This is a genomic window from Sinimarinibacterium arenosum (genome assembly GCF_005047655.1).
In the GTDB taxonomy this organism is placed as follows: domain Bacteria; phylum Pseudomonadota; class Gammaproteobacteria; order Nevskiales; family Nevskiaceae; genus Solimonas.
On record NZ_SUKF01000001.1, the window covers coordinates 236,745 to 250,035 of the forward strand.

10 protein-coding genes (1 of these 10 running past the window's edge) are annotated in these 13,291 nt (G+C 60.8%); 1 reads left to right on the forward strand and 9 read right to left on the reverse strand.

Annotated elements, in window-relative coordinates; all coding sequences use genetic code 11:
• Both E4T66_RS01135 and E4T66_RS01140 read right to left on the reverse strand, forming a co-directional pair.
• Positions 1 to 406, reverse strand: partial view of an acyl-CoA dehydrogenase family protein gene (locus tag E4T66_RS01135; protein WP_136847065.1) — the beginning only. It extends 779 nt beyond the left edge of the window; 406 of the gene's 1,185 nt are visible here — the first part of the coding sequence; the start codon lies at positions 404 to 406; the stop codon falls past the left edge of the window.
• A 480-nt stretch (positions 407 to 886) separates the two neighbouring features.
• Positions 887 to 1,699 carry a glutaminyl-peptide cyclotransferase gene (locus E4T66_RS01140; protein ID WP_136847066.1) on the reverse strand — a complete coding sequence of 271 codons (813 nt, stop codon included), beginning with the start codon at positions 1,697 to 1,699 and terminating at the stop codon, positions 887 to 889.
• A 162-nt stretch (positions 1,700 to 1,861) separates the two neighbouring features.
• On the opposite strand from E4T66_RS01140, the gene E4T66_RS21265 reads away from it, so the two are divergent.
• A complete protein-coding gene (locus E4T66_RS21265) occupies positions 1,862 to 2,107 on the forward strand; it encodes a hypothetical protein (RefSeq protein ID WP_211242699.1) in 246 nt (81 codons plus the stop codon).
• A gap of 216 nt (positions 2,108 to 2,323) precedes the next feature.
• Here E4T66_RS21265 and cls read toward each other — a convergent pair whose 3' ends face one another.
• From cls to E4T66_RS01180, 7 genes are read right to left on the reverse strand one after another with little or no spacing between them, the layout of a single operon-like run.
• On the reverse strand, positions 2,324 to 3,802 hold the full coding sequence (gene cls / locus E4T66_RS01150) for a cardiolipin synthase (RefSeq protein ID WP_136847067.1): 1,479 nt from the start codon (positions 3,800 to 3,802) through the stop codon (positions 2,324 to 2,326).
• A complete protein-coding gene (locus E4T66_RS01155) occupies positions 3,799 to 4,557 on the reverse strand; it encodes an endonuclease/exonuclease/phosphatase family protein (RefSeq protein WP_248679345.1) in 759 nt (252 codons plus the stop codon). Before E4T66_RS01155 ends, cls begins: the two co-directional genes overlap by 4 nt.
• A 40-nt stretch (positions 4,558 to 4,597) precedes the next feature.
• A complete protein-coding gene (locus E4T66_RS01160) occupies positions 4,598 to 7,753 on the reverse strand; it encodes an efflux RND transporter permease subunit (protein WP_136847069.1) in 3,156 nt (1,051 codons plus the stop codon).
• Entirely contained in the window at positions 7,750 to 9,027 is a 1,278-nt protein-coding gene (locus tag E4T66_RS01165; RefSeq protein ID WP_169577418.1) for an efflux RND transporter periplasmic adaptor subunit, read from the reverse strand. The genes E4T66_RS01160 and E4T66_RS01165 overlap by 4 nt, the downstream gene beginning before the upstream one ends.
• A gap of 2 nt (positions 9,028 to 9,029) precedes the next feature.
• Complete coding sequence (locus tag E4T66_RS01170; protein WP_136847071.1) at positions 9,030 to 10,289, reverse strand: TolC family protein; 1,260 nt, start codon at positions 10,287 to 10,289, stop codon at positions 9,030 to 9,032.
• A gap of 53 nt (positions 10,290 to 10,342) precedes the next feature.
• Positions 10,343 to 10,744: a CopL family metal-binding regulatory protein gene (locus tag E4T66_RS01175; RefSeq protein ID WP_136847072.1), complete on the reverse strand. Its 402-nt coding sequence runs from the start codon at positions 10,742 to 10,744 to the stop codon at positions 10,343 to 10,345.
• A gap of 34 nt (positions 10,745 to 10,778) precedes the next feature.
• Positions 10,779 to 13,187: a penicillin acylase family protein gene (locus E4T66_RS01180; RefSeq protein ID WP_136847073.1), complete on the reverse strand. Its 2,409-nt coding sequence runs from the start codon at positions 13,185 to 13,187 to the stop codon at positions 10,779 to 10,781.
• Positions 13,188 to 13,291 lie beyond the last annotated feature (104 nt).

Genomic DNA, 13,291 nt, shown 5'->3' on the forward strand with positions numbered 1-13,291 from the left:
TTGAAACATCGGATCCGGCTCCGGGCTCCGAAACTGCGATCGACACTACTTGCTCGCCTTTGATCGCGGGAGCCAGGAATTCCTGTTTCAGCGCATCGGATCCGAAACGAGCCAGTGCTGGTGTGGCCATATCGGTTTGCACGCCGACCCCCATGGGTACGCCGCCACAGGTGCAATTTCCCAGCGCCTGCGCGAACACGACCTGATAGGAATAATCGAGCCCGAGTCCACCGTACGCCGTTGGCTTGTTGATCCCCAGCAATCCAAGCTCACCCATGCGGCGTAGGATTTCGTGTGCCGGCCAGATGCCGGCCGCTTCCCATTCATCGACATGAGGATTGAGTTCATCTTCAACAAATTTCTTTGTTGTTCTGTACAGCTCTTCATGTTCATGAGTAAGAAGCATTACCAATCTCCGTCCAAATCGAATGAATAGTGACCCCAGCTATAGTCTGAAGCATAGCTTATAACTGCAGAATTCTGTTTGAATTGGGTGGAACGAACTATTACCGTCTAGTCAACATCGCCGATTGCTGCCGAATGAATCGAATGCTGGTGGGAGCGTCACCGTGTAAACGCACGCGCTTGGAGACTGCGTCGATAGCGGAGACAGTGTTCCGAGGTGGTCGCTTCGCCAATAGCGACAGGGGGCGTGCAAGTACTTGTACAAGCCGCGTGCACTTCTGTAATCGATTCGAGAGATATCGGTTGAATGACCGATGCGTTCGGGCGCTCGCAATGTTCAAGGGTGACGCTTTACCGCGATGACGGACGGGACTTCACGCAGCACAGGATGTGCGAGTCAAGGCGCTTCAATGATCTTCAGTAACGTTCGGACTCTCCCCTCCACACTGAGGAATTGCGCAGTCCATATGCGAGAGGCACTTCAGTCTTGAATGGCCGCGGTCTCCGCACGCTCAGCCATTGGGGCGACACTCAGCGCAAACATTTGTGGCCAACATTTTCCGGTGACGTAGAGCAGCTTCGAATGGGGGTCATAAGCGATACCGTTGAGCACGAACTCTGATTCATCCCACAACGAACCCTTTGGCAGCGCGTCATGCAGTGCCGTGAGATCGATCCACGCACGCACCGAACCGTCAGTGGGTGCAATCACCGCAATTCGATTTGATTTCCAGACGTTCGCAAAAATCCATCCGTCGACATACTCGAGCTCATTGAGTTGCGGGACCGACTTGCCGCGATCGCTGACATGAACCCGACGGATAACATCGAAGCTTGCGGGATCGCGAAAGCTCAATGCCGCACTGCCATCACTCATGATCAGATGATCGCGATCATGAGTAAGTCCCCAACCTTCGCCTTCGTAGTGAATGCGGTGAATCGGCTGAAGGAGTTGGTCGAAGACCTGCGCGATCTGTTCCCTCCATGTCAGCACGATCAGCTTGGAATTCCAAACCGTTAGACCCTCGGCAAACCAGCGTCGATCAAGCGCGCGTTTGCGCAAAACGACTCCAGTGGCGAGTTTTTTTTCGTAGATCGAGGAAAATCCGTAGCGACCAGAGCTTTCAAAAATTCGGTCACCGTCTATCTCTAGACCTTGCGTGAAATGCGATGTGTCGTGAGGAAGCGTTTTCTCCAAATTCCAACTCAACGTAGGAGAACTTGCACTATCTGCGGTATTGGTTGCGCACGATGCAATGAAAAGGAGCAGCAGAATTGAGCTTGCGAATTTCATTTAACGGCACCGTTAAAAGCAGTGGCGATATTGTGCGGCAATACAAAGGCATTGATTTGATATTTTTTTATCGGTAAAAATTCACACTGTGGAAACGCGATGAATGCGCTTCCAGATCCCCACGGAGTGTTCCGTGATTGTCCGCAAGAGTGGAGGTGTGTAATGGCAACGAAGAAGAAAGCTGCGAAGAAGGTTGTTAAGAAAGCTGCAAAGAAGGTCGTCAAGAAGGCTGTGAAGAAGGCGGCTGCGAAGAAGGTTGTGAAGAAGGCTGTCGCCAAGAAGCCGGCTGCAAAGAAGGCAACCAAGAAGGTCGCAGCAAAGAAGGCCGTCAAGAAGGTTGCAAAGAAGGCCACAAAGAAGGCTGCCAAGAAGGTTGTTAAGAAAGCAAAGTCCGCAGCGAAGAAGTAAGCGGGCTGCATACCGCACGGGCGGCCCAAGCTGGCTGTAGAGTTTTCAGCCAGCCGCCCGATTTAGAACAAACCGACAGCAATCGCTTAACTTTACGCTGCGGCTGCCCGACCCAAGTCTCGAGTGGCCGCTTCTTTTCCCGTCGCACTGCGTAAAAATTTCAGCAGAAATAAACGGCGGGTGCCCCGTCGTCGTCGGGATCAAATCTACAGCTGATTACAGATACGGCGAGAACAGCCAGAAGAACGCGTCGCGCACACGCACAGGCAGGCTACGTCGGCGAAGCTCTTGAGCGTCGAGGCACTTCGAAGCGGTTCGCACATGATCGAAGTGTTGGGTCAGCGTTCCTGCGAGCTTTTGATCATAGACCTCCATGACCAGCTCGAAATTCAGCTTGAGGCTGCGTGCATCCATGTTGGCCGAACCGATTTGGCTATAGGCAGAATCAATTACAAATAGCTTGGTATGGCAGAACGGCGGCGGTTGGTAGTACACGCGCACGCCATACCGAAGCAGTTCTCCTAGCACGTTGCGTGTTGCCCAATGCACGAATGGAAGGTTGTTGCGTGCAGGCAGGATGATTTGCACGTCGACGCCACGCAGCGCTGCCGCTTGCAGCTCAGCCAGCAGTTCGGCAGGCGGCAAAAAGTAGGGTGTCATCATCAAGATGTGATGCTGCGCCGCGGACACGGCAGCCTGCAGGACCAGAGACAGATGATCGTCGTCTTCATTAGGTCCTGCCGGAATCGCCCGACAGATCGCTAAGGGCGTCAGCTCCTTGTCTGCGTGGCTTGGACTGAATGGAGGCACCGACCAAGCCGATCGGCTGCTGTAGTTCCAATCCTCAACGAAGACATCAAGCAGCTGGTTAAGGACAGCGCCACTGACCTGGAACTGGATATCGCTGGCGGCGTTCCAACGTGGCAGGGCCCCGAGCTCATGGCGACGTCCGATATTCATACCGCCGGTGAATCCGATATTTCCATCAACCAGCAACAGTTTGCGGTGGTTGCGCAGGTTCAGATGCAGCGACGGCGGCACCAGTCGTAGCGGATTGAAAATGGCAACGTCGATTCCTTGGCGTCGAAGGACGGGCGTCATGCGGTGCCACGAGTAGCGCTCGCCGACGCCATCGATCAGCACGCGCACCTCGACCCCACGGGCCCGTGCCCGCGACAGCGCATCGACGAAACGCTGGCCGACGTCATCGTTGTCGAAGATGTAGGTTGCGAGAGCGATCCAGCGCTGTGCGCTGTCAATGGCAGCAAGCATGGCTGGGTAAGCCTGCTCGCCATTGTGCAACGCAAGGATACGATTGCCGTCGAGCAGGGGAAGGCCGGTGACGACATCAGCCGTATGCGCAATCTGCACCAGTGATTCCGGTAGCCAGCTGCAAGTTGGACGGGCACTGTTGCGCGCGTCGATTGCGTGTGCCGTTCCGACGGTTTGTGATTTACGTCGCTCGGGGCTGATCGCCCGGGCACGGGTCTGCAGCCGGTTGATGCCGAACAGGAAGTACAGCGTTGGACCGGCAAAGGGAAATAGCCAGCACACGGCGATCCACCCCCATGCACTGCGCGGCTCGCGTTTGGTCAGCAGCGCATGACCCGCTGCGTAAAGGGCGATGCCAGCCCATAGCGTCAGCAGGACAGCCGACCATGACCATGATGGCAATGAAGTGTCGACGTCGCTCATGTCGACCGCAGACGAATCCGGGTCGAAACCGGCAGATGGTCTGACAGCCGGTTGTCCAGGACCTGGGTGTCGTATGAATCTACCGACGGCGACACCAGCATGTGATCGATGCTGCGCACCGGTCGCCAGCTTGGATAGGTGGGCGCTTGGTGGACGGGACGAAATCCGATCTTGCGAAGTTCAGGATGCTCGGCAAGCTCAATCGGCTCGCAGTTGAAGTCGCCCACCAGCAAGGTGTCTGCCTTCGGATCCGCAAGTCCCGCGAGATAGCTGAGCTGCCGCGTGCGCGACATTCGACCCAGCGCAAGATGCGCCACCATCAAATGTACGGGGGCGTGCCCGGGCTCACGGATATGGGCTTCCAATGCCCCGCGACCGGGAAAGCGTCCGGGCAGAGGATGGTGATGCACATCGGTCAGTGGATGTCGCGACATCAGCCCGATGGCATGCTGCGCGAGTGGCCCCAGATTGCGATTCACTGCCGCACGCCAATGCGTGAAGCCTGCACGACGCGCCAGATACTCGACCTGATTGATCTGGCTCGTTCTCAGGCTGCCGGCATCGGCCTCCTGCAGGGCCACGACGTCATACTGCGATGCCAGCTCGGCAATGCGATCCAGATTATGGCGCGCGCTCTTGGACGGCAGCACGTGACGCCATGCGCCGGTGACATAGTGGCGGTAGTCATTGGTTGGCATCCCAACCTGGATGTTCAAGGTCAGGATTGAAAGCTCAGGCGCAGCGATTGCCTGCATGTCTGTATCCCTACGTAGTTGGCTCGACGCCATGACTGGATTATGCGGGCAAATGTTGTCGCGCCAAGCGCCGGCGGCCGATCAGCAGGTAAGCGGCGGGTAACACCAGCATTGACAGCAGCGGGGCCGTCAGCATGCCCCCGATCATGGGCGCTGCAATGCGCTGCATCATTTCCGAGCCGGTGGCGGAGCCGCCCAGATGCCAGAACAGCGGCAGCAGGCCCGCGATGATGACGGCGACGGTCATCGCTTTTGGGCGAACTCGCAGAACCGCGCCTTCGATGATCGCCGCGCGCAGGTCAGCATCAGTCTGCAGACGATTCTCTGTCGCGCGCGCACTCAGCGCATGCTGAAGGTAGATCAGCATAACGACACCGAACTCTGCGGCCACTCCACTCAGGGCGATGAAGCCGACAGCGGACGCAATCGACAGGTGATGGCCGAGCAGGTAAATCAGCCAGTACCCACCAACCAGCGCGAATGGCAGTGTCGACATGATCAGCGCGGCTTCACCCGCGCGGCCGAAAATCATGAACAACAGCAGGAAGATGATTGCCAGGGTCAGCGGCACAACCAGCTTCAGTCGGTCGCTGGCCCGCTCGAGGTACTCGAACTGACCGGACCACGCGATGGAATAGCCCGAAGGCAGTTCAATCTGGTCATGCACAGCGGCTTGGGCATCCGCCACGAACGAGCCGAGATCCCGATTGCGAATGTCGACGTAGACATATCCGGCAGGGCGTGCATTCTCGCTGCGGATCATCGGAGGACCATCGACAATCGCAATCTGAGCGATCTGTCCCAGCGTGACGGTTGCTCCGGCGGCGGTGAGGATCGGCAGTGCGCGCAAGGCGTCGGGTGAGTCACGCAGCGCGCGGGGATAGCGCACGTTGATCGGATAGCGCGCGAGGCCATCCACCAGTTCGCCAACATTGCGTCCGCCGACGGCGAATGCGATGACGCGCTGGACGTCTTCTATCGACAGGCCGAGACGCGCGGTCGCCAGGCGATCGGGGCGGACTTCGATATAGCGCCCACCCGTGGTTCTTTCAGCGAAAACGGAGACAGCACCCGGCACCTTGCTGACGACGGATTCGATCCTGGCGCCAAGCTGATCGATCTGGGCCAGATCCGGACCTGCGATCTTGATCCCGACTGGCGACTTGATTCCGGTGGCCAGCATGTCGATCCGGTTACGGATGGGCTGCACCCAGACATTGCCCATGCCCGGGATCTGCAACGCTGCATCCATCTCTGCAATCAAGTCGTCGGAAGTCATTCCCGGACGCCATTGATCGCGCGGCTTCAGCTGGATAGTGGTCTCGATCATCTCCAGTGGCGCCGGGTCGGTTGCTGTCTCCGCTCTGCCGATCTTGCCGAATACGCGGTTGACTTCAGGAAAAGATTTGATGATGCGATCGGTTTGCTGCAGCAGCTGTGCCGCCTTGCCGGCAGACAGACCGGGCAACGCCGTTGGCATATACAGCAGGTCGCCTTCATCCAGCGGTGGAATGAACTCGCTGCCGAGACGGCTGGCGGGCCATGCAGTGGCGAGTAGTGACAGCAACGCGATGCCAAGCGTCGTCCGTGGATACCGCAGTACGCGTTCGATCAGTGGACGGTATGCCGAGGTCAGCCAGCGACTCAGTGGATTGTCGTGCTCATCGCGGAGTTTGCCGCGGATGAACAGGGTCATCAGCACCGGGATCAGGGTGACTGACAGCGCCGCGGCAGCGGCCATCGCGTAGGTCTTGGTGAACGCCAGCGGTGCAAACAGGCGCCCCTCCTGCGCTTGCAGGGTGAACACCGGGATGAACGACAGCGTGATGATCAATAGCGAGAAGAACAATGCCGGACCGACTTCGGCAGCCGCGTCGGCGATCAAACGCTGCCGAGTGTCGCTCGGCAAGGATTCATTCGGATGTGCGTGTCGCCACTGCTCGAGCTTCTTGTGCGCGTTTTCGATCATCACCACAGCCGCGTCGACCATCGCGCCAATGGCGATGGCGATGCCGCCCAGCGACATGATGTTGGCATTGACGCCCTGTCGATGCATGACGATGAACGCGATCAGAATGCCAACGGGAAGCGTCAGGATTGCGACCAAGGCCGAGCGCAGGTGGAACAGGAACAGCGTGCAGATCACGGCGACGACGACGAACTCTTCGATCAGCTTGGTTCCCAGATTTTTGACTGCGCGCTCGATCAGGCCCGAACGGTCGTAGGTTTCAACCAGTTCGACGCCCGCAGGTAAACCGCTTCTGATTGCGGCGATCTTTTGCTTGACCGCCTTGATGGTGTCCAGTGCATTGTCGCCGTAGCGCATCACGACTACGCCGCCGACAACCTCACCCTCACCATCCAGTTCCGCGATGCCGCGTCGCAGCTGCGGGCCGATCCGGATCGTCGCTACGTCTCCAAGCAATACCGGCGTGCCGTTGGGGCCGAGGCCGACCGGGATGGTGCGAAAGTCTTCGAGGTCCTTCAGATAGCCGCGCATGCGCACCATGTATTCGGCCTCTGAAAGCTCCAGTACCGAACCCCCGACTTCAGTGTTGGCGTTGCGCAGCGCGCTGATCGCCCGTTCAAGTGTGACGCCATACGCCCGCAAACGATCCGGGTCGAGTACGACCTGATATTGGCGTGTCTGACCGCCCAGCGTCGCAACCTCGGCAACCCCGGGAACGCTTTTCAGTTCGTACTTCAGGAACCAGTCCTGGATCGTGCGCAGCTCGCTGATGTCATGCGCGCCTGTGCGATCGACCAGCGCGTACTCGTAGATCCAGCCGACGCCAGTGGCATCCGGGCCCAGGGCGCTGGTCGCGCCTTCAGGAAGTCGGCTCTGTACCTGTGACAAATATTCGAGGACGCGTGATCTCGCCCAGTAGAGATCCGTATCATCGTCAAACAGGATGTAGACCAGCGATTCGCCAAACATCGAGTAGCCCCGAACGCTCTTGGCGTGAGGGACAGACAGCATCGTTGTCGTCAGCGGGTAGGTGACCTGGTCCTCGACCACCTGCGGCGCCTGTCCGGCATAGGTTGTGCGTATGATCACCTGGACGTCGGACAGATCGGGGATCGCATCCAGTGGCGTGCGCAGTGCCGACCACGCACCCCATGCGACCGCGATCAGGGACAGTATCAGCACCATCATGCGGTTGTTGATCGAACCGTAAATCAGTCGCGCGATCATGGCTGCACCATCGGATCGCTGTCCGGTGCCGGCGTGGCACCGTTGATGCGGCGGAATGCGCCGCGCAGGTTGGCTTCGGAGTCGATCAGGAACTGACCGGAGACCACGACGCGCTGTCCTTCGTCGAGCCCGGACAGGATCACGGTCATGCCATTGCGTTCAGGTCCGGCTTCAACACTGACCGGACGGAAGTGCTGTTCGTCGTCCGCAACGATCACGGTGTTGCGCGTGCCGGTTCGAATCAAGGCTTCGCTCGGGATCATCATCACGTCGCGGCGGGCGCCGCCGAACAAGGCCACGTCAGCGAACATGCCGGGTTTCAGACGCTGCTGGGGATTGTCGAAAACCAGACGCATCGACAGCGTCCGCGTGGCGGCGTCCACGCTCGGATAGACGTAGTCGACCCGGCCCTCGAACACTTCCCCCGGCATTGCGGCCAGCCGTGCCTCCGCAGGCCGGCCTGCCGTCACCCAGGCGCTCTGTGACTCCGGAACCTGGGCGATGATCCAGACTTGCGACAGGTCCGCCACGCGCATCAACGGCATGCCCGGACCGATCTGCTTGCCTTCGTGCGCAGAGATATCCAGTACCACGCCGTCAATAGGCGATACCAGGTTCAGGCTCCGCTGCGCTTTGCCGCTGCGTTGGATCTGGCTCAACTGGGCCGGGTCTGCGCCCAGCAGCAGCAAGCGCTGGCGTGCAGCGTCGGCCAGCGCCGCGTCGCCGGAGCGTGTCGCCAACACCAGCTCCTGCTGGGCGGCGTATAGATCTGGTGCATAGACTCCGGCCACGGCCTGGCCCTGATGGACCTGCGCCCCGACGGTGTGGATGGCCTGCTGTTCGATCCAGCCCGTGGCGCGGCTCTCGATGACACGGATCAGATGCGGATTGATCTCGACATTGCCGACGGTGTCGACGCGTTGCCAGAAGGTTCCGCGCATCGCCATCTCGGTGCGGATTCCCAGACTTTGCGTCATCTGTGAAGACACAGTGATGGTTGCTTGCGCGGCCTGGTTCGATGAACCGGAGCTGGCGTACTTCGGCTTCAGCTGCATGTCCATGAAGGGTGATTTGCCCGGCTTGTCGAAGTGGACTTCGGGCTTCATCGGGTCGTACCAGTACAGCACCTTGGCGGGCGCTGCAGATTCTGGCGCCGCAACGTGATCGGCGGTGGGCGTGGATTCCGGCGCAGCGGCGTGTCGCGTCGTCCAGAGCAGGGTGCCACCAATGGCCAGCAGCAGTGCCGCGCCGGTGACAAGAGTTCCAGTTTTCATGTTCATTCCCCGGAGAGCAGGTAACGCAGCTGCAGGCGGCTGCGCAGTTGCATGGCGCAGAGGTCGATACGCATCAGCGCTATGTCGAGCTGGCCGCGCCGCGCTGTCAGCACTGCATCGATATCCCCGCTGCCACTGCGGTAGGCCGCCAGAGCGCTGTCGCTGCGTGCCTGTGCCGCTGGAATCAGCTGGGCGTCATAGTCGGCAAGACGGTCGCGGGCGGCGTTCCAGTCGGCGTAGGCGCTGCGCAGCTGGCGCTGCAAGTCACGCTGGAGATCGTCGACCCGATCTTCGGCAGCGATCTCGTCGGCGCGCGCGGCCGCAAGCGCGGGATCCTGCCGGTTGCGGGTGAATAGCGGCAGATCAATGCCGAATTGCAGCGACACCATGTCGTCATACGGGCGCCGGTAGCCATACATGGCTTCAACGCGCCAATCCGGTCGATATGCGGCTTGTGCCAAGGCGACGTCAGCACTCGCGGTTCGGGTATCGCTACGGCTCTGCAGCACTGCGGGATGGCGATCGACTGCGTGCAATGCTGTATCAAGAGACGGGGGATCTGGGAGCTCAGGGAGCTGGCCGATGTCGACCGCTTCGGCATCGTCGCCGATCCACCGGGCGAGTTGCGCCCGCGCATCCTCCAGCTGCTGGCGCAGCTGATGCTGACGGTCACGCAACAGGCCCCACTCGATCTGCGCCGTATGCACGGCGCTCTGGCGCAGGCGATCGCTGCGATAGCCGATGGTGCTGGCCTCGAGCTGACGTTGTGCTTCTTCCAGCTGAGCGTCCAGCACGCTGCGAGCCTGCGTGGCCTGCCACAGTGCGGTCCAGGCCAGTCCAGTGTCGCGCGTCACACGCAGGCGCGTCAGCTCCAGCGCGGCGGTGGCCGCGCCAACGCGCGCCGATGCGCGCTGGGCTTGCTGCTGACGCTTGGCCCGATTGGGGAATTCCTGCATCAGACCGGCCGTGGTCATGCTCATGCGTTCGGCGTCGCTGGCGAACGGATCGGGTTGATCCACCGAGACGTTGTTGAAGCCGAACTGCAGTTTGGGGTCGGGCAGCTGACCTGCAGCCTTGGCGCGTTCTCGCGCAGCCTGCTGCTGTGCTGCCGCTGCTGCGAGCATGGGTTGCTGGCTGCTGGCCAGCTCGATTGCCCGCTCCAGCGTCAGTGCAGCGTCACCGGCATGCGCCGCTGACGCAAACCCGAATAGGATCAAACTCGTCCACGCGACGAGCGCGTGGATCAATCGCGGAGTGCGCATGGCCTCCTCCTGAAGGAATGACGAACGCACGCATCAGGCGTGCGACGAAACCATCAAAGGAGGCGCGGACTGGGCGGTCGGATCAGGGCGCGTGCAAATGCCGGCAACAGGCCGGTATCCAGCACGTCCGGAGTGGCGTGCTCGCCGGCAGGCACGCCCAATCTTGCCAGCGTGACCGGCAGCGCGACGCCGGCGATGCACCCGGCGTCGCAGTGGCACTTCTGTGTCTTGCCGCAGCACGGCATGGAGACGGTCTTCGTCGCCGGCGCGGCCTGATGCGATAGTTGATGGTGATGACACGGCATCGCACTCGAGGCCGAGGTCATGGTGATCGCGTGCGTCTGATGCGCGTGCCCGGCACACTTGGTTGCCAGTACCTGCGGCGTTGCCCACGCGACTGCCTGACCCTGCGTGAGCAGGGTCAGCAACAGCAGCAGGGTCGATATCACGCGCATGGGACGATGATAGACCGATTGCGCACTGAACGGTTCACTCGCTCAGCGTGTAGTGCTCGATCTGGTCCGCCTGGATCTGTGCCGGCGTGAATGGCAGGCGCTTCCAGCGCTTGGCCGAGTATTCACGGGTGTAATCGTCAAAATGCGGGTTGGCCGGGTCGGTGGACTCCGAATAGGTCACGAAGGCCCAGGCAGCAACCCCGTCGGTGTCCCAGGTCACGCTCTGGATATAGCTGTTGCCGTATTCGACTTCATATCCGTCAGACGATAACGGCTGCGAGTCGGCGATCGTGAATGCACCTTCATAGAACTGGCCGCCGAAGATCGGGATGTCGTTCATGATGCAGCACGGATGCTGAATCTGGCCCAGCGGCGCGTCGAACGCGAATCCCGAGGCCTTGACCGCAGCGACGCCAGCGCTGAACGCGGTGGCGACGGCGTTGGCGCCAGCGTCCAGATCGCGCGGAGTATTGACCGGATCGGCGACGTCGAACGGGACGCGCCAGTAGCTGCCGCCGCGGTCGTCACTGTTGAGCGCGTACCAGAACTCACGCCAGACGTGCGCGCCGATCGAATCCAGATTGGCGGTGCCGTCCCACTGCGCCAGCGCGGCGCAGGCAGCGGCCTCGTCGCCCGTAGCGGACGGACAGATTTCGTTTAGAACATTTGAGAGCCCCAGTTCGGCGGTGCGCACCTGTGCCGACAGGCCGATCTGCTGCAGCAGCGGGATCGTGAAGCCAGTCCCGCCGAGGCCGTCGCTGCCGTCGAGACGGCGCTGCACCTGCACGATCGACTGCCGCGTGCGGAAGCTGCGTTCGGTGCCCTCGTCACCGATGATGCGGGCGTAGCCGGTGATGGGCTGGTCCGGATGCGTCAGCCAGTAGGAGTCATTGTTGTTGGCGACCCAGTCATCGCGTTGCAGGGTCGGAAGGTGCGACGGCCCGAAGATCCCCGGCACCGGCGCATCCGCATCGGTATCCCATTCGCAGGCACTGCGCGAACCATCCAGCACCGGCAGACCCGGCACCAGCTGACCGATCACGGTGTTGATCGGGATCGCGCCGCAGGTCAGGACCTTGTCGTCGGATACGTTCGGTACAACGCTGACGTCACCGTAATAGGCTTTGCCGCCGGGGCCGGTTGCAACGGTATTGACCCAGGGAATGCCGAGCACTTCGGCATGCAGACGAATGAACTCGTCCAGCGAGGTGGCCATGTTCCATTTCGCGAACTGGTTGATCAGCCGATCGTTCTCGGCGTTGGCATCGCGCAGTGTGTAGGCCTTCGCTGGAGTCCAGCCGAGCACCGGAATGCCCGAGGCTTCGAGCACCAGCATCGGACCAAAGTGCGAGCGATACAGCGTGCGTGATTCTTCACTCAGCGAGCCGTTGCTCTCCTTGATCTGAATCGTGATCGGCACCGCCTGCATGTCCCGGATCTCATTGCCGTAGATGTACTGGTGGGGATTCAGCGGGTTCAGCGTCAGTTCGTACAGCGTGAAGCGGTACGCTGTGGAGACGGTGTGACTCCAGGCGAAGTGGTCGTTGAAGCCGATCAGCGCCGCTGGCACGCCGTAGAGGGACGCGCCCATGATGTTGAATCCGTCGGAAAGGGTCAGGTGCGCCAGATACAGGCGCTCGGTTCCGGTCCACGGAAAATGCGGGTTGCCCCAGAGCATGCTGGAGCCGTCCTGCGTCGCATCCTTGGACAGCGCATACATGTTGCTGCCGAAGCGCTTGCCGCGCAGATCGGTGAAATATTTCAGTGGGCCGGGGTCGGCGCGCAGCGCGGCCGCTTTCTGTGCGTCCGTCGGCTCGGACGACTTGGCCACATTCAGCAGCGGCTGCGCATTGGCGATCTCGTTGATGAACACCGACGAACTGGCGATCAGCGCCAGCCGCAGATAGCGGCGATACAGATCGTCGTCGTCGATCTCGAAAAGCCAGTCGGCGTCGCGGCAGGCGGCATGCCGCCCCGCGTGTTCGCCGGCCTTGAGCTCACGGATGTAGCGGTTGTAGCCGCTGACGAAACCGTGGGTCACCAGCTTGAATTCCGGCAGCGTGTTGGCACGGGTCGGGGCCACCGCTTCCTCGCTGGCGGCCATGCGCCAGAAGAAGTCGCTGTCGACGTTGTTGGCGGTGACGCCGTTGGGCACGATCGTGTAGCTGCCGTCGCGACCGAAGTAGCGTGCACGCAGGCCGCGAATCGTCACCAGATCCTCCTGCAGCACGCACAGGTTGTCTTCGGCAAAAGCGTAACCGTAGCCGTAGCCGAGACTGCCGAAGTCGTTGGCCTGGATATGCGGGATGCCCAGCGTCGTGCGGGTCACTGTTGCCGAGAACTGCGCTCCGGGCTGAGCCGTGGCAGCTGGTGCTTCGGAATTGCCGCAGCCTTGAATGCCCAGCGCAAATGCCACCACTGCCGCCAGTCTTGCGATCCCCATGCTCTCCTCCTGTCGTTATGTACTGCTCGGCCACCAGCGGATCGTGCCGCTGGTGGCTCTCCACTATATCGCGACCGCGGGATGCGTCGTGAGAAGCGGCGGCC